The sequence below is a fragment of the Breoghania sp. genome (assembly GCF_030066895.1).
Lineage (GTDB): Bacteria > Pseudomonadota > Alphaproteobacteria > Rhizobiales > Stappiaceae > Breoghania.
In genome coordinates this window covers 81,976-105,511 of the sequence record NZ_JASJAV010000010.1, presented here as the reverse complement: position 1 = coordinate 105,511, position 23,536 = coordinate 81,976, and the positions used below count along the sequence as shown (strand labels likewise).

23 protein-coding genes and 6 pseudogenes are annotated in these 23,536 nt (G+C 61.7%); 20 read left to right on the top strand and 9 right to left on the bottom strand.

Annotation, left to right across the window (positions count from 1 at the left end; translation table 11 throughout):
* Positions 1-377: 377 nt before the first annotated feature.
* From QNJ43_RS11865 to QNJ43_RS11855, 3 genes are all read left to right on the top strand, one after another.
* Entirely contained in the window at positions 378-1,679 is a 1,302-nt protein-coding gene (locus QNJ43_RS11865) for an Nramp family divalent metal transporter (RefSeq protein ID WP_300470220.1), read from the top strand.
* Positions 1,680-1,993: 314 nt separating this feature from the next.
* On the top strand, positions 1,994-2,350 hold the full coding sequence (locus QNJ43_RS11860; protein ID WP_346432948.1) for an NUDIX hydrolase: 357 nt from the start codon (positions 1,994-1,996) through the stop codon (positions 2,348-2,350).
* Positions 2,351-2,726: 376 nt separating this feature from the next.
* Positions 2,727-4,172, top strand: coding sequence for an anion permease (locus tag QNJ43_RS11855; protein ID WP_300470350.1), 1,446 nt, complete (start codon positions 2,727-2,729; stop codon positions 4,170-4,172).
* A gap of 18 nt (positions 4,173-4,190) precedes the next feature.
* Here QNJ43_RS11855 and QNJ43_RS11850 read toward each other — a convergent pair whose 3' ends face one another.
* A complete protein-coding gene (locus QNJ43_RS11850; RefSeq protein ID WP_300470218.1) occupies positions 4,191-4,499 on the bottom strand; it encodes a hypothetical protein in 309 nt (102 codons plus the stop codon).
* Between the two features lie 19 nt (positions 4,500-4,518).
* Positions 4,519-4,998, bottom strand: coding sequence for a nitroreductase family protein (locus tag QNJ43_RS11845; RefSeq protein WP_300470214.1), 480 nt, complete (start codon positions 4,996-4,998; stop codon positions 4,519-4,521).
* A 186-nt stretch (positions 4,999-5,184) separates the two neighbouring features.
* Between QNJ43_RS11845 and arfB the strand changes: the two are divergent.
* The 5 genes and pseudogenes from arfB to QNJ43_RS11820 all read left to right on the top strand — a co-directional run bounded on the left by arfB (position 5,185) and on the right by QNJ43_RS11820 (position 8,471).
* Positions 5,185-5,606, top strand: a pseudogene (arfB, locus tag QNJ43_RS11840) (alternative ribosome rescue aminoacyl-tRNA hydrolase ArfB).
* Positions 5,607-5,855: 249 nt separating this feature from the next.
* Complete coding sequence (locus tag QNJ43_RS11835; protein WP_300470212.1) at positions 5,856-6,818, top strand: hypothetical protein; 963 nt, start codon at positions 5,856-5,858, stop codon at positions 6,816-6,818.
* Between the two features lie 62 nt (positions 6,819-6,880).
* Positions 6,881-7,444, top strand: coding sequence for a PAS domain S-box protein (locus tag QNJ43_RS11830; protein WP_300470209.1), 564 nt, complete (start codon positions 6,881-6,883; stop codon positions 7,442-7,444).
* Positions 7,429-7,734, top strand: a complete 306-nt coding sequence (locus tag QNJ43_RS11825) for a histidine kinase dimerization/phospho-acceptor domain-containing protein (protein ID WP_300470207.1) — start codon at positions 7,429-7,431, stop codon at positions 7,732-7,734. The genes QNJ43_RS11830 and QNJ43_RS11825 overlap by 16 nt, the downstream gene beginning before the upstream one ends.
* Positions 7,731-8,471 carry an ATP-binding protein gene (locus QNJ43_RS11820; RefSeq protein ID WP_300470205.1) on the top strand — a complete coding sequence of 247 codons (741 nt, stop codon included), beginning with the start codon at positions 7,731-7,733 and terminating at the stop codon, positions 8,469-8,471. The genes QNJ43_RS11825 and QNJ43_RS11820 overlap by 4 nt, the downstream gene beginning before the upstream one ends.
* Positions 8,472-8,536: 65 nt before the next feature.
* Here QNJ43_RS11820 and QNJ43_RS11815 read toward each other — a convergent pair.
* From QNJ43_RS11815 to QNJ43_RS11795, 6 genes and pseudogenes are all read right to left on the bottom strand, one after another.
* Positions 8,537-9,043, bottom strand: a pseudogene (locus tag QNJ43_RS11815) (acetamidase/formamidase family protein).
* Positions 9,044-9,078: 35 nt separating this feature from the next.
* Entirely contained in the window at positions 9,079-9,261 is a 183-nt protein-coding gene (locus tag QNJ43_RS27095) for a hypothetical protein (protein WP_346432947.1), read from the bottom strand.
* Complete coding sequence (locus QNJ43_RS11810; protein ID WP_300470203.1) at positions 9,255-9,461, bottom strand: hypothetical protein; 207 nt, start codon at positions 9,459-9,461, stop codon at positions 9,255-9,257. Before QNJ43_RS11810 ends, QNJ43_RS27095 begins: the two co-directional genes overlap by 7 nt.
* Positions 9,462-9,507: 46 nt before the next feature.
* The gene (locus QNJ43_RS11805; RefSeq protein ID WP_300470201.1) at positions 9,508-9,876 is read right to left on the bottom strand and encodes an acetamidase/formamidase family protein; all 369 of its coding nucleotides are present in this window, start codon (positions 9,874-9,876) and stop codon (positions 9,508-9,510) included.
* A 60-nt stretch (positions 9,877-9,936) separates the two neighbouring features.
* Positions 9,937-10,188: a hypothetical protein gene (locus tag QNJ43_RS11800; RefSeq protein WP_300470199.1), complete on the bottom strand. Its 252-nt coding sequence runs from the start codon at positions 10,186-10,188 to the stop codon at positions 9,937-9,939.
* A gap of 151 nt (positions 10,189-10,339) precedes the next feature.
* Positions 10,340-11,593 (bottom strand): annotated as a pseudogene (locus QNJ43_RS11795) (FAD-dependent oxidoreductase).
* A gap of 181 nt (positions 11,594-11,774) precedes the next feature.
* On the opposite strand from QNJ43_RS11795, the gene QNJ43_RS11790 reads away from it, so the two are divergent.
* The 7 genes and pseudogenes from QNJ43_RS11790 (at position 11,775) to QNJ43_RS11760 (ending at position 18,615) form a co-directional block, all read left to right on the top strand.
* The gene (locus QNJ43_RS11790; RefSeq protein WP_300470197.1) at positions 11,775-12,674 is read left to right on the top strand and encodes a sodium:proton symporter; all 900 of its coding nucleotides are present in this window, start codon (positions 11,775-11,777) and stop codon (positions 12,672-12,674) included.
* Positions 12,675-12,778: 104 nt separating this feature from the next.
* Positions 12,779-13,462 carry a ribulose-phosphate 3-epimerase gene (gene rpe, locus QNJ43_RS11785; RefSeq protein ID WP_300470195.1) on the top strand — a complete coding sequence of 228 codons (684 nt, stop codon included), beginning with the start codon at positions 12,779-12,781 and terminating at the stop codon, positions 13,460-13,462.
* A 369-nt stretch (positions 13,463-13,831) separates the two neighbouring features.
* Positions 13,832-14,398 carry a methylated-DNA--[protein]-cysteine S-methyltransferase gene (locus QNJ43_RS11780; protein WP_300470193.1) on the top strand — a complete coding sequence of 189 codons (567 nt, stop codon included), beginning with the start codon at positions 13,832-13,834 and terminating at the stop codon, positions 14,396-14,398.
* Positions 14,399-14,482: 84 nt separating this feature from the next.
* On the top strand, positions 14,483-15,244 hold the full coding sequence (locus tag QNJ43_RS11775) for a DUF2259 domain-containing protein (protein WP_300470190.1): 762 nt from the start codon (positions 14,483-14,485) through the stop codon (positions 15,242-15,244).
* A gap of 326 nt (positions 15,245-15,570) precedes the next feature.
* Positions 15,571-16,194 carry a TetR/AcrR family transcriptional regulator gene (locus QNJ43_RS11770; RefSeq protein ID WP_300470188.1) on the top strand — a complete coding sequence of 208 codons (624 nt, stop codon included), beginning with the start codon at positions 15,571-15,573 and terminating at the stop codon, positions 16,192-16,194.
* A gap of 314 nt (positions 16,195-16,508) precedes the next feature.
* A complete protein-coding gene (locus QNJ43_RS11765; RefSeq protein WP_300470186.1) occupies positions 16,509-16,934 on the top strand; it encodes a DUF2852 domain-containing protein in 426 nt (141 codons plus the stop codon).
* Between the two features lie 492 nt (positions 16,935-17,426).
* Positions 17,427-18,615 (top strand): annotated as a pseudogene (locus tag QNJ43_RS11760) (crosslink repair DNA glycosylase YcaQ family protein).
* 38 nt (positions 18,616-18,653) lie between these two features.
* Here QNJ43_RS11760 and QNJ43_RS11755 read toward each other — a convergent pair.
* Positions 18,654-19,642, bottom strand: a pseudogene (locus QNJ43_RS11755) (aldo/keto reductase).
* Positions 19,643-19,762: 120 nt separating this feature from the next.
* On the opposite strand from QNJ43_RS11755, the pseudogene QNJ43_RS11750 reads away from it, so the two are divergent.
* From QNJ43_RS11750 to purB, 5 genes and pseudogenes are all read left to right on the top strand, one after another.
* Positions 19,763-20,652, top strand: a pseudogene (locus tag QNJ43_RS11750) (LysR family transcriptional regulator).
* A gap of 121 nt (positions 20,653-20,773) precedes the next feature.
* Positions 20,774-20,995, top strand: coding sequence for a hypothetical protein (locus tag QNJ43_RS11745; RefSeq protein ID WP_300470184.1), 222 nt, complete (start codon positions 20,774-20,776; stop codon positions 20,993-20,995).
* Positions 20,996-21,022: 27 nt separating this feature from the next.
* Positions 21,023-21,424, top strand: a complete 402-nt coding sequence (locus QNJ43_RS11740; protein ID WP_300470182.1) for a hypothetical protein — start codon at positions 21,023-21,025, stop codon at positions 21,422-21,424.
* Between the two features lie 60 nt (positions 21,425-21,484).
* On the top strand, positions 21,485-22,081 hold the full coding sequence (locus QNJ43_RS11735) for a hypothetical protein (protein ID WP_300470180.1): 597 nt from the start codon (positions 21,485-21,487) through the stop codon (positions 22,079-22,081).
* An 85-nt stretch (positions 22,082-22,166) separates the two neighbouring features.
* Positions 22,167-23,495: an adenylosuccinate lyase gene (gene purB, locus QNJ43_RS11730; protein ID WP_300470178.1), complete on the top strand. Its 1,329-nt coding sequence runs from the start codon at positions 22,167-22,169 to the stop codon at positions 23,493-23,495.
* The last annotated feature ends 41 nt before the right edge of the window (positions 23,496-23,536 follow it).

Genomic DNA, 23,536 nt, shown 5'->3' with positions numbered 1-23,536 from the left:
CGCCCGGGACAAACTCGAAAACCGCCCTGCCCCGCTGCGTCATTTATAATAGCACATACTCTCTAATTTTGGCTTTGCAATCTAATATAGCAATTGCTATATTCACTTTCGTTGGAACGAGGACCGAACCCGCAAGGAGCGGATCCGATCGAACAACGAACTTGCCTTCCGCCCCGCACGGACTCGCCTCCCCGGCCTTTTCAAAGGGCCACACGATCCGGAGACGAAGCCTTTTTCGGGACGCGGCCTTCCCGGGCAAAGTACGCCCGCGCGGCGACCTTTCGGCCGCCGAGCCCTGACGTACGTTTGAAGCGCACAGGGCGCGCATCCGAGAAAAAGGCCCCCAAGGCGGCCGGATAATATGTCGAGGACGTGCGATGAGCGACATATCGCAGGCTGAATCGATGGATCTCTCGCAACGCACCACAGCCGCTATCCGCGAGGTCCTGGCTGGACGTACCCGAGGGTCGGTGCTGTTGTTTACCGGCCCCGCCGTCATCGCCTCCATCGCCTATATGGATCCGGGCAATTTCGCCACCAACATCCAGGCAGGAGCGCATTACGGTTACGCATTGCTCTGGGTTGTGCTGGCGGCCAACCTGATCGCGATGCTATTTCAGGCGCTGTCGGCCAAGCTTGGCATCGCAACCGGGCAGAACCTGGCGGAAATCTGCCGCGATCGCTTTCCCCGCCCCATCGTTTGGTTCATGTGGATCGCAAGCGAAGTGGCGGCGATGGCGACCGATCTCGCCGAGTTCCTGGGCGGAGCCATTGGCCTTGCGCTGCTCCTCGGCATGCCGCTGATCTGGGGTATGGCGGCCACCGCCGTCGTTACCTACGCGATCCTGCTGTTCGAGCGCTCTGGCTTTCGCGCCATGGAGCTGATCATCGGATCGCTGGTGACGCTGATCGGCGCCTGCTACGTGTTGGAACTGTTCATTGCGCCGGTCGACTGGTCGAGCGCGGCAGGCGGCATGGTGGGACTTGAGATCCCGGACCCTACCGCGCTGACGATCGCCGTCGGCATTGTCGGTGCCACCGTGATGCCGCACGCTCTGTTCCTGCATTCCGGCTTGACCCAGCACCGCGCGGGCCGCGTCAATACCGAGCAGAAGCGCACGCTCGTCCGCTATTCCAACCGCGAGGTAATCGTCGCCCTCGCCGTGGCCGGGCTCGTCAACATGGCGATGGTGATCATGGCGGCGGCCTTTCATCTAGGCCATTCCGACGTGGCCGCAATCGAAACCGCCTATCACACGCTGACGCCGCTGCTGGGTATCGGGGCTGCGGCCGTCTTCCTCATCTCGCTGATCGCCTCGGGCATCTCCAGTTCCGTCGTCGGAACGATGGCCGGGCAGATGATCATGCAGGGCTTCGTCGGGTTCCGCATTCCGATCTGGCTGCGCCGGCTGATCACCATGGTGCCCGCCTTCGTCGCCGTCGGGATCGGCGTCAATGCCACCGAGGCGCTCGTCGTCAGCCAGGTGATCCTGTCGCTGGTGCTGCCCATCCCGATGATCGCGCTGATCATCGCCACCGGACGGTGCGACCTGATGGGCGAATTCCGCAATTCCCACGCCACGCAAACGGTTGCCGTGGCCGGGATGGTGCTCGTGCTGGGGCTCAACCTAATCCTGCTGGCACAGATCTTCGGGGTTTCCATTCCCGACCTTGCCTGACGGCAGTTCCATTCTATTTGTACAGAAATGAATATTTCTTCGGCAAAAGCGCAAAAGTCTCGCCATCCTACAACGGCACTGCTTGCGTGGACCTGTGCATCCCCCTTACGTGTGAATACAGATTCCTAAAATTCTGTCATACTCAAATTCTACTTTCACATAATTCGGGCATCCAGAACTCCGCGCATAGACACACGCGCCCCCGTCGATATATTGACAGCCCGATACCGCGCGGTTTTTCCGTCTCCGAACGCGTTCGACAGCTTCCGGAGATCGAAAAGCCGCTTCCCGATGCTGCAAGACGAAGTCCGCCGATGAACTCTATTCTCAAAGTCGTCTCTGCCGTCATACGACCGGCCACGCTCGAACCCGCGACCCCGATGAAGCGGAAACGGCAATTTGCGACCCTGCCGTTTCGCAATTCCAAGGGCAAGCTTGAGGTTCTTCTGGTCACCAGCCGGGAGATGCGGCGCTGGATCATCCCGAAGGGCTGGCCGAAAAAGAGTATGGTGCCGCACAAGCTGGCCATGCTGGAGGCTTATGAGGAAGCGGGCGTGCGCGGCAAGATCGAGCTCGATGAGATTGGCCATTACGACTACGTCAAGCGGCTCGATGACCGTCACGATGTGATGTGCCGAGTCGGCATCTTTCCGATGAAAGTGAAGGACTAGCTGAAAAGCTGGCCTGAAAAGAAAGAACGTGAACGGCGCTGGATGTCGCCCCAGGAGGCGGCCGAACTGGTCCAGGAACCGCAGCTTGCCGCGCTTCTTCTCAATCTCGAGATGAAGGAAGCGGCGTGAGCACAGGTTGAATCCTGCGTGAATTGCGCGCGTCCATAACTTCGACACGTTGTCATAAAACCGTCATCCGCCTATGACCGGGGCCACCGACAAGGTCGGCCGACGACGGTCGGTTAAAAAACACAAGCCGGCGAACACGAGGTCGGCGCATGAGAACGGGCGGACGAGGATGACCGTGAAAGACACGGCCACACAGCGACAGGCGGCGACCAGGAAGTCGTCGCTCGACAAGGACCTCAACAAGTTCATGACGCTGGAGCGGGCGGGGCGATCGCTCTCCGCACGGCTTGCCGCGCCCGGACTTACGCTGGTGTTTCTCGTCCTCGCCGGGCTCTATGCCGGGCTGACGATGGGTATCTCGTCATCCACGCTGTTCATTGTGGTTGCAGCGGTTCTGGGTGGCTACATGGCCCTGACCATCGGCGCCAACGACGTGGCCAACAATGTGGGCCCCGCGGTGGGCGCGCGGGCCCTGACGCTGATCGGCGCACTGGGCATCGCGGCGACATTCGAGACCGTGGGTGCGCTGCTTGCCGGCGGCGACGTGGTCGCCACCATTTCCAAGGGCATCATCGATCCGGCGCTCATTGCCGACAACAACACCTTCATCTGGGCGATGATGGCCGCCCTGCTCTCCTCCGCCTTGTGGGTTCATGTCGCCACCTGGATCGGCGCGCCCGTTTCCACCACGCATTCGGTGGTAGGCGGCGTCATGGGAGCGGGCATTGCGGCGGCCGGATTTTCCGCCGTCGACTGGTCGATCATGGGCGCGATCACGGCAAGCTGGGTGATCTCGCCGCTGCTCAGCGGCGTCATCGCGGCCGCCTTTCTGGCGCTGATCAAGATCAACATCGTCTACCAGGACGACAAGATTGCCGCCGCCCGGCGCTGGGTGCCGCTCCTGATGGCCTTCATGGCCGCAACCTTCGCCTGCTATCTATCGGTGAAGGGACTGAAGAAGGTCTGGCATCCCAACGCCTGGGAAATCGCGATTCTGGGCGTTGCGGTCTTCGCTCTGACCTTCGTCGCCACCAAACCCTGGGTCTACTATCAATCGCAGGGCATGGAGAACCGCAACCAGTCGCTGCGCAAGCTCTTCCACCTGCCGCTGATCTGTTCGGCCGCCCTCCTCTCGTTTGCCCACGGCGCCAATGACGTGGCCAATGCGGTGGGCCCGCTTGCCGCCATTGTGCATACGGTGGAGTTCGGCGACATCAGCTCCGCGGTGAACATTCCGGTCTGGATCATGCTGATCGGCGCGGCCGGGATTTCGCTGGGCCTGTTCCTCTACGGGCCGCGGCTCATTCGCATGGTCGGCCAGCAGATCACCAAGATGAACCCGATGCGGGCCTATTGCGTGGCGCTGTCGGCCGCGGTGACGGTGATCTTCGCCTCGGCATTCGGCCTGCCTGTCTCCTCCACCCACATCGCGGTGGGGGCGGTCTTCGGGGTCGGCTTCTTCCGCGAGTACTATACGGCCCACAGCAAGCGGCGGCGTGAGCACATGCGCAGGCAGCGCAAGGGCGGCGCCGACCGTTGGGACGAAAGCCTCGCCCCGCCGGAGGAATTGCAGCGCCGCAAGCTGGTGCGCCGCGCCCATTTCACCACCATCATCGCCGCCTGGGTGATCACCGTGCCGGTGGCCGCCGTCATGTCGGCCGGGATCTACGGACTGACGACGCTGTTCCATTGAGACGATGCAGCCCTCCCCTCAATCCACCTGATCGGCGTCCTTGAACATCACCTTGTGACGCTTTGAGCGAATCCATTCCTCCAGCTCGGCATCGCTCATAAAATGGGTCTGGTCGAAGCGGTCGTGGTCGACGATCTCATCGAGAGATTTCTTCCAGAGCTTGTAGGGCGGGCGCGCGGGCGGGCCGAAGGCGAAGATGTCGAGGACGGACAGCTCGTCGGAAATGCCGAGCAGCGGTTTCATCGCCTTCTGGGCGTTTTCCTGACCGATGGCCGTGACCCACCACACCGCATAGCCGAGGCTGGCGGCGCCCAGATGCGCCGACATGGTGGCGGCGACCACCGATTCAGGATGCGCTCCACGTTCTCCCGGTACATATGCGGTTGAGATCGCTGTCGTCGTTCTTCAGCACGGGGAACGCCTGCACCCAGCGAAAATCGGAGGCGACCACGATGAACCCCGGCGCGGTGGCGAGGCCGCGATAGGCGGGGGTCGGGAATTTCATCTTCATCTTTGCCCGGGCGCGCTGCTCGTCGACGAAATAGTCGGCGATCGCGCGCTTGGTATCGGGATCGCGCACGACAACGAAATGCCACGGCTGGGAATTGGCGCCCAACGGCGCATGACGGGCGGCATCGAGGATCAGGTCGTAATGTTCCTCGGGAACGGTGAAATCGGGATCGAAGGCGCGGGCCGTGACACGGTTGCGGATCACAGCCATTAGCGGATCGTAGCGGGCGCGCGATCCGATCTTTGGCAGGTCGAGCACGTCGTCGTCCCGCGAGGGCTCCACGTCGTTCACATGCAGAGTAGTCTGCGTGGTCATGGCATTTTTCCTCCCGATAGGCTATTCCGCCGGTGGGCTTTCCGACTCGCCGGTTCTCTCGATGCTCTTTACAGGCACCGTTGATGTTTGGGCATGGCAGTCTTGCCGTTGAGGAACAATAGAACCGAAGGCCCGCAACCGTCCGTTTCACCCACCTTCGCGTGCGCATATCCAACCGGCTGAACCATGATCGCGATCACCGACAAAATCGCCATCGACGAGAGCGAGATCGAGGAGGTCTTCATCCGCTCCGCGGTCCCCGGCGGGCAGAACGTCAACAAGGTATCGAGCGCGGTGCAATTGCGCTTCGACATCCGCCATTCCCCCTCCCTGCCCGATTAAGTGAAGGCGAAGGCAGAACGGCTGGCGGGCTCCCGGCTGACCAAGGAAGGTGTCATCGTCATCCAGGCCATGCGTTTCCGCACGCAGGAGCAGAACCGCGATGATGCCATCGAACGGCTGGTGGAGCTGTTGCAGAAGGTGGCGGAGCGCCAGGCCACCGGATCAAGACCAAGCCGACCAAAGCCTCCAAGAGGCGCAGGCTCGATTCCAAGGCCAAGCGCGGCACGGTGAAGAAGCTGAGATCCGGCAAAATCCACATGGACTAGAACGTCGCCCGGACACCAAAGCTCGGCACAACTTGGCGAACGACGGCCTTCGGAACTGAATTCCAATCCGGATTGTCACGGCATACCACGATTTTCTAAATTCAGGTTTCTTTCTACGTATTCTCTATCGGTCCATATTTGCCGATTTGCTCTACATTTTCGATTTAAAGACTATTGTTCCAAATTTTCCCAGAACAGGCCATGCTACAAGAAGCCAGACCCCGGCTGGGTTCCCTGAAATACTGCATCATGTTTCTTGTCGGGTTCTGCGTCATCTGCAGCACTGGATTGCTGGGCATCCTCATATACAATCAGGTCCGGACCTCGACGGAAGAACAGGCGAGCGCCAAGATCGCCTCGCAGACGCGGCTCATGGCGCAACGCTTCGATCAGGCTCATCTGGATATTGTCCGGGATCTTCAGACGATCATGGACACACCGCCGATCACGGGCATCATGCGGGCCAAAGACAACGCCGGCATAGATCCGAACGACAGCTCAACCACGGAACTCTGGCGCGCGCGGCTGGCGATGATTTTTCAGGCGGTGTTGCGCAGTCGGCCGGAATATTTCCAGTTCCGGTTCATCGGGGCGGACGACCAGGGCCGGGAAATCGTTCGCGTGGACCGGACGGACCGCGGCCTGCTGATCACGGATGAGCCAGATCTCCAGCAGAAGGCATCGGAACCCTATTTCAAGCTCGGGCTCAACACTCCGGGCGGGTTGGTGGCCTTGTCAGATATCACGCTCAATCGGGAAAAGGGCACCGTCGACCCGAGGAAGATCTACACCATTCGCGGTGTGATGCCGGTGGACGACGGCGCCGGTCGAAGGTTCGGGTTTCTCGTCATCAATGCCGATTACGAGCAGATGCTGCGAAACGCCTTTCGCCAGACCCCGCGCCAAAGCCATACGATCGCGTTGAACAATGCCGGGGACTATATGGAGCACAAGCCGGGCGAACGGTTCAATACCCTGAAATTCGTGCCGCACGACGCGGCCGAGGCCGCCGTTCTCGCCATTGTGAAGGAAATCCGGAAACGGTCGGAGCACGAGGGACTGGTAGAGGCCGGAGATCAGGTCGCTTACTTCTTCCTTCTTCCGCAATTTCGACGGCGTCTCCCAAAGCAATCCGGATATCGGCTTCGCCCTGCAGATGCCAAGCGCGGTGTTCTAACGGGATCGCCTACGCCATACGAAATCGCGTCCTGATCTACTGTTTTGCGACGACAGCCTTCTTCAGCCTCATCTCAATCCTCATTGCCAGACGGTTCATGAATCCGCTCAGCTATTTCGCGCAGATGCTGGATACGTCGAACCGGACGGAACTGATGCAAAGCCTCCCGATCGAGCGTGACGACGAGATCGGCGACATCGCCATCTCCTTCAAGCGACGAACGCAGGCGCGGATCGACAGCGAGGAGCGTGCAAAGGTCATCATCGACAGCGTTCTGGACGGACTGATCCTCGTCGGCGAGGACGGGACGGTCGAAGAGTTCAACCCGAGTTGCGAACGCATGTTCGGCTATCGGGCAGATGACATCATCGGCAACAACATCCGCCGCCTTCTGCCGGACGAGATCGCCAGGGATTCCGACCTCTTCATCGAGATATACGAGAAGCAGCACGAAAGCGGCGTCGCCGGCTCTCTGCGCGAAACCGAGGCTCGGACCAAGCAGGGCAACACGTTGCCGGTGGAGATAGGCATCGCCGCATTATCGCTGGAAGGCGAGACGAAATTCAGCGGCATCATTCGCGACATATCGAGTCGCCGCGAAATCGAACGGATGTGGGGAAATTCGTCGCCACCGTCAGTCACGAATTGCGCACCCCCCTGACCTCCATACGCGGCGCGCTGGTGCTGGTGGAGCAGATGCTGCCGAAGCTGATCCCGGAAAAGGCGTTGCGCGTGGTGCAGATGGCGCAGAAAAACACCGCCCGCCTCATACTTCTGGTCAACGACATCCTGGATTTCGAGAAGCTGCATGCCAACAAGGTCAACTTCAAGTTCACCATCGTCGATCTGAACGAAGAGATTGCCAAGGCGATCGAGTTGAACGCGACCTATGCCCTCGATCGTCAGGTCCGTCTCAAGGCCGTGTCCCGGCAACCGAAGCGCTGCCGGTGACGGTCGACTACGATCGCCTGCAGCAGGTGCTTTCCAACCTGATTTCCAACGCCGCCAAGTTCTCCCGGGAAGGAGAATTCGTGGAGGTCAAAGGAGTACGGCGCGGAGACTACGCGCGCGTCTCCGTTGTCGATTCAGGTTCGGGCATTCCGAAGAAATTCCAGGAACGGATCTTTACGCCCTTCAGTCAGGCCGACACGGCAGAAAGCCGCAAGAAGGGCGGCACCGGACTGGGGCTCAACATCAGCAAGAGGCTGATCGAGGGCATGGGAGGCTCCATCGGCTTTCGTAGCGAAGAAGGGAAAACGACCTGCTGGATCGAATTCCAGCTTGCCGATACAGAGCCGCAGCGGATCGACGACCAGCCCTCCAACGAGCCCAGGCGCCTCTCCGGCCTCCATCTGAAAGATGACCACGATTTCGCGGAGATCCTTCATACCGGTCTTGAAAATGACGTCCACCTCGTCAACGAGACGACACTGGCCGGTGCCAAACGCAGGTTGCAGGAGCGCGCCTTCGATATCGTGATCATCGATATCGGCCTGCGCGAAGGCAACGATCTGGAGCTTATCGATGCCGTTCCCAACCCGGACAAGACCAAGATCGTCGTGCTCATAGCAGTCGACGAGAAGATCGACAATGCCTATGTCGACCTGACGATCGTGAAGTCACGCGAACGCAGGGGCGAAACCATTGCGGGTATTATCGGCTTGCTGAAAAGCGCACGCGACGCCTGACGCACACGAGCCTTCCGGCGGGCAAAAGGTGCCGCAGACCGCGGCATCGCCGATTTTCTCGACTCTCAGGCGCCATATTGCTCCTTTGCGAAGGTAGCGAGGCCTGCGGCCTCCAGCTTCGACATGAGGGCGAGGAAGGTCACCTTAATGACACCGGGCTCGCGGCCGATCTTGATCGCGCCGCTGATCGTGGCGCAGTTCATCACCTCCGCCACCGTCATGTCAAGGAGCTTTGCCGCCCGCTTCAGGCCGTTGTCGGTCGCGGCATTCAGATCGGCCCCAGTGCCAATGACGGAGATGGGAGCGCTTTCCTCCACCTCTCCCACGCCCCAGCGCGCGGCAAGCCCGCGGGCCTTTGCCTTTTCCTCCGCCGAGAACGGCTTGGCGAGCGGCGGCAGATCTTCCACCAGCGGGAAGAGCATCGGGCCTTCCAGCGTGCGACCCTTGACCACCTCCACCTGCATGGTGACAGAGCCGGACACGTCCATCGTGTACCCGGCAATCTCGCCGTCACCCTAGGCGGCGTGCATGTCGCCAATATAGATACCACCACCGGAGATCTTCACCGGCACCACGAGGATCAAACCGGGGCGCACCGCATCGATATCTATGTGACCGTCGCGTCGGTGCGATGCTCGGCAAGTTCCTCCGCCGTGATCGCATAGGGGTGCGGTGGACCGATGAGGGCGGAGCCGAAATCGCCCGCGTTGTGGCTATCGGGCAGCGCCTTGGAAGGCGTGGAGCCGAGCTGGCCGAGGAACGGCCGCATGCGGATCATCACGCCTACCATGTCGGAGGGCGCGAAGGTAAGGATCGGGTGCTGGGCGGAATTGCCGACAACACCGCATAGTGCGGCGCCTCGTGGGCGATCTCGTCGGCCGTCGCCTTCGGAAGGGTCAGGCCGACGGCGCGGGTGTCATCGAAGGCAACGACGTAGCCGTGCACGAACTGGAACGGCGTGACCGGATTGCCGCAAGTATTGCAGATCACCGATTGCTGGCCAATCCCCTCGACATGGGTTTCCGGCCAGAGCTTGTCACAGGTCGGGCAGCGGGCGGCAACGTACGGAGCCGCCCAGGAAATAGCCGTCCGGCGAGCTGTCGTGGCCGGACGAGGTGGCAAGCGAGGTCACGGTGATGTCGCGGATGCGCAGCGCAATGGCGTCGCCCGGTTCCGCCCCTTCCACCGCCACCGACCGGGTGACTTCATGGCTGCCGCGCAGGCTCGGCGTGATCATCGGGCCCCAGCAGCCGGGTGCGGTGTTGGCGATGATGGTGCCGCCGTCCTGAACCTGACCGGGCATCGGCTGGGCGGGATCGAGAATACCGTTGATGAAGCTGCCCACCACCACGTTGCGCCGGGCGGGCGCAGATGCGGGCACTTCACGTTCAACTGCAACTGCCATCATCATCTCCATCATGTCTGCTGCCGAGAATCGGCGGTTTCATTCCGTCGTCATCATCTGTCAGGCATGTTTTGTGCCGGTTTCAGCCGCCCCGCATAGGCGGGACAAGAGTGAGATCGGCATCGGCGGGAACCGTTTCCTCGTCCCGATCACACGGCCGCCCGCCACCAGTAGGCAACCGGACAGCACATCGGCAAATTCGGGATGGGCTTGCGCGATGCGCGCGCGCAAGGCGGCGGCGGTCTCGGGCCTTTCGTCGGCCGCCGGGATGTCGATGAAAGGGTTGGCCGGCCCGTTCCACGAGGCCGGCACGCAAGGGGATACGGCGGGTATTGGGTGTCTTCGACATGACTTCCCTCTCAACGGCCCCGTTACGGCAGTCCATTCAATTCAAATAATCATTTCAGATCAAGGCACTTCTCGAAAACGTGAAACGAGCGCCGCACGCCTTGCCGCCCTTTCCTCACACCATCAGAAAACGGCGCGCTTCGTAAGGGGCGGGATCGATGACCGGAGTGTGTCCGGTCATCATGTCGGCAAGCAGGCGGCCGGAAATCGGACCGGTGGTGAAGCCGATATGGCCGTGGCCGAAGTCGAGCCACAGGTTCTCGTGACGTGGCGACCGGCCGATGATCGGCAGGCTGTCGGCAAAACACGGCCGCGAGCCCATCCACGGCTCGCCATCGACTTCCATGTCGATGGGAAAGAGCTTGCGCGCGATCGGCTTGGTGCGGGCGATCTGCACCGGCGTCGGCGGGGCATCGCGCTCGGCGAATTCGATGCCGGTGGTAAGCCGGACGCCGCGCTCCATCGGTATCAGCAGGTATCCGTTTTCCACGTCGACCACGGGGCGGCGGAGAAAGGCTCCGCCGAGGGGGCGGTAGTGGATGTGATAGCCGCGCTTAACCAGCATCGGGAATTCGTAGCCAAGCGGCTTGAGAACGTCCGACGACCACGGCCCCAGTGCCACGACGGCCTACTCCGCCCAGTAGCGCTCCTCCTCGATCGCAACCAGCCACCCGCCCGCCTTGGCTTTCAGGCTCTTCGCATTGCCGATGGCAAACCGTCCGTCTCGCGCGATGAAATAATCCGCATAGGCCTTGGTGACCGCGACGGGGCTTGAGACGAATTCGGTGTCGAGCCAGTGCACGGCCTTGGTGAAGACCGGCCACAGATGCGGCTCAAGCACGCGCACCGCGTCACACTCCAGAACCTCGTAGCGCGCACCGAAAATACGAGCATAGTGCAGTTCGGCATCCGTCTCCGCGAAGCTTGCGGTAGAACGGTAAAGGTGCAGCCAACCGGTTGAGTGGAAATAGAGTTCCGCCTGGACGGGGCGGGCGAAGGCGTAATGTTCCTCGACCGCATGGCGTTCGAGCTGATCGACGGCGCGGGCGAAACGATCGATGGCGACGGAGCCGGAATGGGCGCGTAGCTGCCTCAGCCAGGGCAGCGTCTGGCGGAGGACGGTACGGTGATAATGGGCTTCCGGTGCGCGGTTGAGCGCATAGCGGGTGAGCTTTTTCGGCGAATCGGGGAATGTGATGGGAACGAAACCGTCCCGCTCGATCACTCCGGCATTCCCGTGGGAGGTTTCTTCCCCAGGAGGTCGACGGTCGATCAGCGCGACCTTCAGGCCGCGTTTCAAAAGGTGCAGCGCGGCCGAAACACCGACAATGCCGGCGCCGAGCACAAGCACATAGACCTTCTGCACCATGGAGAATCCCGTTGAGTGGTAGGAACTTGCCGATTGTGAGCGCAAACGGGGGGCAAGAGCAAGATCAACCGGTTACGGAACACAACGCATGCTAAGCCATCCGATTTCGCGCCTCACGGCAAGGGCCCTCCTCCCCTTGTAGGCAGCCCTCGGGTTTCTCGGGCGTCATGGTGTGTGTGCGGTGGCGGCAAATGCGGCGTCCGGGCTGATGCTGCCCGCATTTTCCGCCGTCCTGCGGCCCTGGATCCCGCATGCGATCTTTGCGCTTCTGGTGCTGGCCTTCCTGCGTGTGGAACCGGCAGGCGTGGCGCGTCGTCTGACACGGCCGGGACTGATCGTACTGGCGGCAGGGTGGATCGTTGCCGCCGTGCCTTTTGCCGCCGGGCTCATCGCCCACGCCTTTCATCTGGAAACGATCTCGCCCGCGATGATGCTGGCGCTTTTCATCGTCACGGCCGCGCCGCCCGTCATGTCCGCACCGGCCTTCGCCTTTCTGATGGGGCTCGATGGCGCATTGAGCCTGACGGTGATGGTCGCCTGCGTTCTGGCAACGCCGCTGACCGCCCCGCTCGTCGCCGGGCTCCTGCTTGAAACCGCACTGCGGCTGGAGCCTTTCAGGCTGGCCGCGAACCTTGCAGGACTTCTCGCAGGCTCCATCGCGATTGCCTGGCTGATCCACCACATCGCCGGGGCCGCCCGCATCGAGGCCGCCAAGACCGAGATCGACGGCCTCAACGTTCTGCTGCTCTTCGCCTTCATCATCGCGGCGATGGACGGCGTGGCGGCGCGGTTCCTGAGCGATCCGTTTTTCATTCTGGCCGTCACGGCGCTGACCTTTGCAGTCTCCTTCACCCAGACCGCGATAACCTATCTGGGCCTTCGCCGGATCGGGCGGGCGGATGCCTTTACCGTGGCGCTTGCAGCGGGCAACCGGAACATGGGGCTGATGGTGGCGGCAATGGGCGGCGTGGTGCCGGATTTCACCTGGCTCTACTTCGCGCTCGGCCAGCTTCCGACCTATACTCTGCCGATGATCCTGAAGCCGCTTGCCGGGCGGATGGCGACCGTCGACAACGGATAGATGCGGCATGAGGCCGATTTCCGCCATTGCCGGACACCCCGCGGCATGCTAGCGGGCTGACCTGCAACCATTTTTCGATACGGCACCAACGAAAGCTCGAACCCATGACCTCGACCCTGATCGCCCCCTCGATGCTCGCTTGTGACTTCTCGCGCCTTCGCGACGAGATCAAGGCCGTGGAGGGCGCGGGCGCCGACTGGATCCATCTCGACGTCATGGACGGGCATTTCGTGCCAAACATAACCTTCGGCCCCAACGTCATTGCCGCCATGCGGCCGCATACCGACAAGGTGTTCGACACGCATCTGATGATCGCGCCGTGCGATCCCTATCTGGAGGCGTTCGCCAAGGCCGGGTCGGACGTCATTACAGTGCACGCGGAAGCGGGCCCGCATCTCGACCGGTCATTGCAGGCGATCCGCGCTCTCGGCAAGAAGGCGGCCGTGTCGCTCAATCCCGGCACGCCGGAAAGCGTTCTGGAATACGTGCTGGACCGGCTCGATCTGATCCTGGTGATGAGCGTCAATCCGGGCTTCGGCGGGCAGAAGTTCATTCCGGCGGTGATCGACAAGGTCGCCCGCATCCGCGACATGATCGGCGACCGGCCGATCGACATCGAGGTCGACGGCGGGGTGACGGCGGAAACGGCTCCGCTGGTCACAGCCGCGGGCGCCAACGTCCTGGTGGTCGGCTCGGCCGTCTTCAAGGGCGGCTCGCCGGAGAACGCGCAGGTTTACGAGCGCCACATCAAGACCATCCGCGCCACCGCCGACGCCGCGCACGTCTGAGCCGGGGCGAGGAAGACTGCGGTCAGGGCGTGTAGCCCATCCTTCGAGACGGCCCTTCGGGCCTCCTCAGGATGACGTTGTGTTTTCCATCATAAATAACAACACGATAACGTCATCCTGAGGAGATGCGTCAGCGCCGTCTCGAAGGATGGGCGCCTGGCCTCTCACGGCCCGGAGTGCTCACAATCATTCGCCCCCTTCTCTCCATCGTCATTGCCCCGGCTTTCTCCGGACAATCCAGCGGGTGACGACGGTAAGAATGCAACAAGCTCTCGTCCCTACCCCCCTTCCTTCCCCGGCGCCAGATCTTGCCACAAAGCCCGAGTCGCGCTAGCATTCCGTTCATGTTTTGTCCGCTTTTTTTCCGGTGTGAAACATGGACAAGGGGAGAAGGTCCTGGCGGCGGATTGGGGGAAGGCGAGCGCGTGGTGCACGTTTGATACGCCGATCGAGCGATGTCGGCTGGGATGGAACGAACACGGGCTGACGCGGCTGATGCTGCCGGACGAGGACGCCGCCTACGAAGCGCGGCCTGTGCCGGACTATGCGCCGGATTTCGTGCGCGATGCCCTTTCGCGGTTGGGGCGCTATTTCAAGGGCGAACCGGAGAGCTTCGAGGGCGTGCCGCTCGACCTTTCCTGCGTCACCGAAAGCCGTCGGGTTCTCTACCAGATGCTGCGCACGATCGGCTGGGGCGAGACGGTGACCTACGGAATGCTGGCCGACAAGCTCGGCGTACCGGGGGCGGCGCGGGCGATCGGCCGGTCGATAGGGGCCAATCCGATCCCGATCATCGTGCCGTGCCATCGCGTTCTGGCGGCAGGCGGCCGCCTCGGCGGCTTCACCGCGCCGCGCGGGACGACAACCAAGCAGGAACTTCTCGACCTTGAGGGCGCCGTGGTGGAATGGACGCGGCAGATGGGGTTCGGCTTCTAGAGAGCCGTCCGGAACCAGCTCCGGTTTCAATCCGCGTCTGAATCATCTTAGGTTGTGCGCCCATCGGAAATGAGGTCATCGTCCATGCGCACCGGGTTTTTGCGAGCGGGATTGGCCGTTCTGGCATCGACTGCCCTTTTGAGCCTCGCCACCTTGCCCGCGTCGGCAGCCGATGCGGCCCATCGGACGATCATCGGCTTTTCACCGGACGGCAGTCATTTCGCCTTCGAGCAATACGGCATTCAGGACAGCTCCGGCTTTCCCTATTCCAACGTGTTCGTGCTGGAAACGGCGAGCGACAGCTGGGTGCGCGGTACGCCTGCGCGCGAGTTGATCCGCAACGCTCAGGCGACCGTCGATCAGGCCCGCAAGGCCGCGCGCAAGCGGATCAATCCGTTTTTGTGGTGTCTCAATATCGGGGTCAACGACCAGACGCTCGTCTCCGACCGGGCGCAGGATGCCCGCGATGCGGCGCGGTTTCTCCCCTTTACGCTGAAGGATAACGGCGACGAGCTGGGGCTCGGCACAGCACGGCTGCGGCTGACCAAAATCGCCATGCCCAAGGCCGATTGCGCAACGGTGAGCGACAACACCCACGGCTACGCCCTCGTTCTGGAAAATGCGACCGGAGAGCCGTTGCATATCCTGCACGAGGACACGGAAATCCCGGAATCGCGCGGCTGCCCGATCCATTACGGACTGTCAGATATCATCGTCTTTCCGCGCGAAGGCCAAGGATCGGTTCCGGTGGTGCTGATCTCCATCTATCAGTTCGGGTTCGAGGGTCTCGACCGGCGGCTCCTCGCGCTGTCGGCAACCTTCGACAAGAACCCGAACGAGGAGTGAGGAGAGGGAGGAGCATGGAAGCGCTTTCGCGCCGACTGACCGCGCTGGATTCCGGATCTGGCCGTGCAGCTTCGCTGCAAACCATCCGGAATGACGAGCAAGGGGAGAGCTGTAACCGCACGCAAATTCCGGACGAGCAGCACCGGGCTTCTGAGTTCGCGTTTGGTTACAACTCAGCCCACTCTCCCTCATTCCGGACAAGTGAGGCAAAGCCGAACGCTGATCCGGAATCCAGCGCAGGCAAGCGGGCGCAACGCGCCTTCCACCTCCCTCATCCCCCTCTTTCCCCTCGCAAAAACACCTGCGATGATGTGAAGACTCGTCACATGACCTGGAAACGCGGCGGACGCGGATATCATCACGGAAATCTGAGGGAAGTGCTCATTCAGGCGGCGTTGGACCTCATTGCGGAAAAGGGCCCTTCCGGGTTCAACGTCGCGGAGGCCGCGCGGTCGGCCGGGGTCAACCCTGCCGCGCCTTATCGCCATTTCCGCGACCGCGACGAGCTGCTGGTCGACGTGGCAATCCAGGGGTTCGGACTTTTCGCCGAGGCACTCGAAACGGCTTGGGACGAGGGACGGCCGGATGCCCACGTGGCTTTCGAGCGTGTCGGACGCGCCTATCTCGCCTTCGCCAGGGCGGAACCGGCCTATTACACCACCATGTTCGAATCCGGACTGCCGCACAGCGCCACCCCGCAGCTGCGCGAGGCGGCGGAACGCTCCTACGCGGTGCTGCGCCAGGCATCTGAGACGCTGGTGGCAGACCTTCCCACCAAGGGACGCCCTCCCGCCTCGATGGTGAGCTTTCATATCTGGGCGTTCACACACGGCATCGCCTCGCTCTTCGGCCGCTCCGACGAAGGACGGCGCAAGCTACCCATTTCGCCGGAAGACCTGCTTGAGGCCGGCATGCTGATCTATCTTCAGGGGCTTGAGCCCAAGAGCTGATCCCGCTCCCTTCTCTTCGCCCCCTCCCCGCACCTGCCTTCGACCATAACGACCGCTCATGCGCGTGCATGATCGCACTGCGGTGCGCACGTGTCTTGCGGCGAATGGGGCACTCTGCCCCCCGTCCTTTCCCCTGATCCAGAGCTCTCCAAAGCCCGGAAAATCGCCGTTAAACGCCCCTGCGACCGTGCGTCACCGAAACTGGAGAAACACCATTTGACAGAGCGTCAGGGTATAACCGTGTTAATGTTATTCACATTAACACGAGATCAATCATGACGGCAGCAGCATCTGTTGCAAACAAGCTTGATGACATGGGGCGCCCCGCATGGATCGCCGTCATGATCGTCGGCTTCATCGTATTCTGGCCGCTGGTACTGGCTGTCCTGGCTTACCTTTTCTGGAGTGGACGCATGGGATGTCACGCACGCGGTTCGGACCGCTTTGAACGCAAGATGCAGCGTATGCAGGAAAAGATGGCACGCATGCGCGAGCGCATGCGTGCCCACATGTATGGCGGAGACCGATGGGAAACGTCGCCTTCCAGCGGCAACGCCGCCTTCGACGAGTACAAGGCGGAAACGCTGAAGCGGCTGGAGGAAGAGCAGGACGCCTTCCACGACTTCCTGGAGCGGCTGCACATGTCCAAGGATTGGGCCGAGTTCGATCAGTTCATGAACGAACTCCGCCAGAAGGATACGACGCACCCGCAGGATACCGGCGACCAGCCGCAGGCCTGATCGACAGTCCTTGCACCGCCCAATCCTTCCCCTGCTCAATCCCTGCAAGGGGAAGGATCGAACACCCGCCAGACCTCCGGCGGGTGTTTTCGTATTTGTGGAGGGTGCGCGGGGAAGACAATTGTGCGGAGGCACGCGAGGGGCAGTTCAAACCGACTGACGCCCCCCTCTCTCTCTCTTACCATCGTCATTGCCCGGCGAAGTCCGGGCAATCCAGCGGGCAGCGGCATATGCGGAAAGCGCTGGATCCCCCGGGCTTCGCCGGGGGATGGGATAACGGCGGAGAGGACGCGAAGTAACGCCAGAACAGCTCGAACCAGAGGTGCTAGTGAACGCGGAAACAACGCAAGTAGCCGCCCGCCTTTACCTTTGTCTTCCTCCTCACCTTCCCCAACGCCTCCCTTGCCCTTGTGCTTCCTTTCGTAAAGACTCTCAGGTCAATTGCATTAGGACTCTCAAGCCAATTGCATTGCACCAGCCTGTTGAGTTCTCATCCGCAATCCAGACGCGCGTTGCCTGCTGATCGACTTGCAGGGTCTGTCCATCCCGCCGCGCAGCCGGCTATCGCCCGATGCGCTCAGTGCGCTCATCGAGAAGCTCGGGTTCGTGCAGCTGGACAGCATTCAGACGGTGGAGCACGCCCATCACCAGATCCTGTTTTCCCGCGCTCAAGGCTACCGCCACAAGGACCTGAAGCGGTTGCACGAACGCGACCGGCTGCTGTTCGAAAACTGGACGCATGATGCGTCGGTGATCCCGGCGCGGTTCTTTCCCTATTGGCGGCATCGGTTTGCGGCAGAAAAGCCAAGACTTCTGGAACGTTTCACCAAATGGCAGCGTGATGAATTCGCACACATGATCGATGAGGTGCGCGGCCATATTCGCGACAACGGTCCGACGCGCGCGCGATCTCGGCAACGATACGGGACCGCGCAAATCCAACGAGGGCTGGTGGGAGTGGCATCCGACCAAGACCGCGCTGGAATACCTGTGGCGCACGGGCGATCTGGCGATCGTGCGGCACGAGGGATTTCAGAAGGTCTACGATCTGACGGGACGGGTCATTCCGGCCGACCATTTTCAACATGAGGTCAGCCGGGCCGATTTCATCGACTGGGCCTGTTCCTCGGCCCTTCAACGTCTCGGCTTTGCGACGCCTTCGGAAATCGCGGCCTTCTGGGAACTGGTCGGACTGGACGAGGTCAAGGACTGGTGTGTGCGCGAAAGCGCCGGCAATGCGTTGATCAAGGTGGAGGTGGAGAATGCGGACGACTCCACCCGCGCAGCTGTTGCCCGGCCCGACATCGCAGAAGCGCTCGCCGCCGCACCGCAAGCCCCTTCCCGGCTGTGGGTTCTCAGCCCCTTCGATCCGCTGATCCGCGACCGGGCACGCACCGAACGCCTGTTCGGCTTTCGCTACCGCATCGAGGTGTTCGTGCCCGAGGCCAAGCGCGAATACGGCTATTACGTCTTCCCGCTGATGGAAGGCGACCGGCTCGTCGGCCGGATCGACATGAAGCATTTCCGCAAAGACGGAGAATTGCGCGTCGTGGGGCTGTGGTGGGAGCCCGGGGTGAGGCGATCCACCGGGCGCAGGGAGAAACTGGAGGCGGAACTGGACCGCATCCGGGCGTTCACGGGGGCGGAACGGGTGACCTTCAGCGGCACCATCAACGCCTGATGCGCCGTCGCCCCGCCCCCTCGTCGTGAACTCGGGATCTACTTCTGAACCATCGCGTCCATGGCTTCAGGATAGCGGCCGCCGGAGATCTGATCCGGTGTGAAGGTGCGCGCCAGCAGATCGGCTTCTTCAGCAGTCAGCTCGATATCCGCCGCGGCGACGTTCTGTTCCAGATGGGTAATCCGCCGGGCGCCGGGGATCGCACGATGGTTTCGCCCTGTCCGAGCACCCAGGCCAGAGCAATCTGCACCGCCGTAACGCCCTTACGCTGGGCGATTTCCTCGATGACGCTGACGAGGCGACGGTTCGCCTCAGCGTGCTCCGCCTGGAAGCGGGGAAGCGCGCGGTGGAAATTCTTCTCGCCCAGCCCTTGCGTCGAGGTCACCGTGCCGGTCAGGAAGCCGCACCCGAGGGAGCTGAAGGGCACGAAGCCGACGCCCAGCTCTCGGCACGTTTCGAGCACACCGTTCGTCTCCACATCGCGCGTCCAAAGCGAGTACTCGCTCTGAAGGGCGGAAATCGGATGGACGGCATGGGCCTTCTTCAGGGTTTCCGCCGAGACTTCCGAAAGCCCGAGCGCACGCACCTTGCCTTGGGCCACCAGATCGGCCATCGCGCCGACGGTATCCTCGATCGGCACCGTGGGATCGGCGCGGTGGAGGTAGTAGAGGTCGATCCCCAGTCGCTTGAGGGACGCCTCGGCCACTTCGCGGGCATGTTCGGGGCGTCCGTCCGTTCCCGCGATCGCGCCCCAGTCGGCATCGCCAGTGCTCATCCCGAAGCCGAACTTGGTTGCAATCGTCACCTTGTCGCGAAACGGGGCCAGCACCTTGCCGACCAGGATCTCGTTCTCGAACGGGCCATAGACCTCGGCGGTATCGAAAAGCGTGACGCCGAGATCGACCGCGCGGTGCAGGGTTTCGATCGTGGCCCCCTGATCATAGCCGCCATAGGCGTGGCTCAACCCCATGCAGCCGAAGCCGACGGCCGAGACCTGCAACGCGGATCCGAGGTTTCGTGTTTTCATCGTCCTATCCTTTCGCGGAAGTTCCATTCGCTCCCATGTCGACATGAGAGGCAAGATAGGCGCGTTCTTTGAACGGATAAGACGTGCAAACGAGATCAGGTTGTTCTAAATTTTCGTACAATTAACCGGACAGGCCTCCCCCAACTCATCGTTTTCGCGACAATCGCACGCTCCGGCAGTTTCCGCGCTGCCGCGCGCCAGCTCAGCATCGCGCCCTCCGCCGTCAGCCACGCCGTCTCGGCTCTAGAAGCCTCGCTCGATACGAGATTGCTGGCGCGCAACACGCGCAGCACGCAACTGACGGAGGAAGGCCAACGGCTGCTTGCACGGATCGATGAACCGCTTGCGGAAATCGAGGCAGGATTTTCGGAACTGATCGACAAGGAGAGCGCACCGGCCGAACCGCTGCGGCTCACCATGCCCACCCTCGTTGCGGAAGACGTGATCATGCCACGGGTGGCTGCCTTCCTTGAGCGCTATCCGGCGATAGAACTCGACATTCGCACCCACAATGCGTTCGCGGATCTGGTGGAGACTGGTTGCGACGCCGGATTGCAGCTCGGCGAGTATCTCTCCCCCGACATGATCGCGGTCAAGGCCAGCGGTCCATTACGCGACTGGGTCGTCGCGGCACGGACTATCTGGAGCGCTACGGCACGCCTACACACCCGCGCGATCTTGCGGCGTACAGGTGCATTCGTCGGCGGTTTCCAAACGGTCAGATCTATCGCTGGGAACTCGAAAAGGACGGGCAGGAAATAATCGTTTCCATCTCTGGTCCGCTGATCCTGCCGAGCCAGGATCTGATGCGACAGGCGGCGGTGGATGGCGCCGGCCTCGCCTTCATCTTCGAAGACGCGGTAAAGAAGGATATCGCCGCCGGACGCCTTGTCAGCGTCATGGACGACTGGTGCACGCCATTCGACGGTATCTACATCTACACGCCTTCGCGCAAATACATGCGCCCCGCCCTGCGTGCCTTTATCGATTTCTACCGGGTTCGCGGTTGAATAATTCGTATAACTCTAGGGAAGATACGACCATGAACTGTCTACGCTATTGAATATCGATATATCTGACAGGAGAATACCCCTATCTTTCGCTATCTTTCATCCTGTTTGCGGTATTTTCATGCGTGTTCTTGCCCTGCTGTTCGTGTCGCTGATCCTTGCTTCATGCGGCTCCACTCCCGTCAGCGAGCTTTCGTCATCGGGCAACACTTACCGGCTCGTGCCGGCCAACACCTATCTTGTGAGTTTCTTTCGAGCGCAAAATAGTGAACTGTCCAATAGCAACGAAGTGTTCAAGCACGTCTTCTGCCCCGTCGCCGCGGACGACACTTTCAGTAATTGACTGAAAAATAACTACGAATTCGACATTATGCCGACGGAAAGCTTCTCCCTGCAGCATACCGTTCCGGTTGTCGGAGCCAGCGGATTGCGGATGACGGTTCTGACCAGTCCGATGGAAGGCAGCGGCCGCTACGCCCTCACAAAGAAGGTGTCGTACGGCGATGAGAGGATCAAAAGGACCTACCGTATCAAGACGTTCCCCTATGTGACCGAATTCGCACCCGACACCGTAATTGTGCTGCCGCCCGACGATCAGGGAAGCATCTGGACCGAAAGGGCCCGCGAGAGCCTCGCTGCCATACCGGGCGACGCCATCACCAAGCTTCGCTTCGTTACCGCGCGCCGCGTCTCCACCAACTGCACCGATAATACCAACATCTTCGGCATGAAGATGAACAAGTCTTTCGACTGCAAGCTGGTGGAAAACTAAGATCGGGTCGGCCACGCCCGACGCAACGCTTTCCCAATCTTTCCATGTTAAATCTGCCGGATGAACGCCCAACCGGCCCTCCCCATTGCTGCGTCCGCCGACCGCCGCCGGATCGACAGGCGCAAGCCGCGCACGCCGCTTGCGCGGCTTCTGGAGCGCCTTGCGCTGATGGCGATCGGATGGGGCGCGGCGGTGACGCTGATCGTCTTTTCCCGCTTCATTGGGGATGATCGGGCGATCGATGCGCGCATGGGCGCCATCCTGTCGATCTTCTTTGCCGGAGCCGTCATCGAGGCGGTGACGGGTTTTCCGACCGCCGTCATCCTGGTGATGCGGCGACGGCAGAAGACAGCGCGCTTTGCGGCCATGGTCGTGTCGCTGACGCTCGGCACGATCGGATTCACGGGCTTTCTCTTCTATCTTCATTTCAACCGCTACTACGCGGCCTGGCATGCGGAGCCGTTTACCCATAACTGGCTGTGGCAGACGTTGCTCACCGGGGCGCAAGCTGTCTACATTTTCGCGGTGACGGGCATGCCCTTGCTGTTTCCGGCCGGAATTCCTCTGCTTTTTGCGGCCGGACTGCTGTTTTCGCGCACTGATGGACGGCGCGGTGCGGTGCGCAATCGCAGAAACCGTGGCACGGGCACGCACTGAATAGCGCCCAGCCAATTGTGATCCTCCCCATTTCCTGCTAGAGGGCGGCCATCCTCCCCTTTTTCCTTAAATGAGGCCCGCGCCGATGATCCCGCGCTATTCCCGTTCCGACATGACCTCCATCTGGTCGCCGGAAGCCAAGTTCCGTATCTGGTTCGAGATTGAGGCGCACGCCACCGATGCGCTGGCGGAGTTGGGCGTGATCCCCAAGGAAGCGGCGAAGACCATCTGGGACAAGGTCGGGAACGCCACCTTCGACATCGGCCGCATCGACGAGATCGAGCACGAGACCAAGCACGACGTCATCGCCTTCCTCACGCATCTGGCCGAGATCGTCGGCCCCGAGGCGCGCTTCGTCCATCAGGGCATGACGTCTTCCGATGTGCTCGACACCTGCCTCGCCGTCCAGCTTTCGCGCGCTGCCGACCTGCTGATCGCCGATCTCGACAAGCTGCTTGAGGCGCTGAAGCGCCGCGCGATGGAGCACAAGAACACGGTCACCGTCGGCCGTTCGCACGGCATTCACGCAGAGCCCATCACCTTCGGACTGAAGCTCGCCGAGGCCTATGCGGAATTCGCCCGCAACCGCGAGCGGTTGGTCGCCGCGCGCAAGGATATCGCGACCTGCGCCATTTCGGGCGCCGTCGGCACCTTCGCCAATATCGACCCGCGCGTGGAAGAGCACGTCGCCAAGGAAATGGGGCTGAGCGTCGAGCCCGTCTCCACCCAGATCATCTCGCGCGATCGGCATGCGATGTTCTTCGCGACGCTCGGCGTCATCGCCTCTTCCGTTGAGCGCCTGGCCGTCGAGATCCGCCACCTGCAGCGCACCGAGGTTCTGGAGGCGGAGGAATATTTCTCGCCTGGTCAGAAGGGCTCCTCGGCCATGCCACACAAGCGCAACCCGGTGCTCAGCGAAAACCTCACCGGCCTGACCCGCATGGTGCGCTCCTATGCCATCCCCGCGATGGAGAACATGGTGCTGTGGCATGAGCGCGATATTTCGCACTCTTCCGTGGAACGGATGATCGGCCCGGATGCCACCGTGACCCTCGATTTCTCGCTGGTGCGTCTGACCGGCGTCGTCGACAAGCTGCTGGTCTATCCCGAGCGCATGAAGGGCAACATGGACCGGCTCGGCGGGCTCGTTCATTCCCAGCGCATCCTGCTGGCGCTGACCCAGGCCGGTTGCTCGCGCGAGGATGCCTATCGCCTCGTCCAGCGCAACGCCATGAAGGTGTGGGACAGCTACCACGTCTCCGGTTCGGCCACGGTCGATTTCCTGGAAGAGCTGCTGGCCGATAAGGACGTGCGGTTCTATCTCTCCGAGGAGGAAGTCCGCGAGCGCTTCGATATCGGCTACCACACCAAGAACGTGGACACGATCTTCAAGCGGGTTTTCGGCGAGGCGTAAGCCTCGACACCAGGTGCCAGAGGCGGAGCCGACATTTGCGG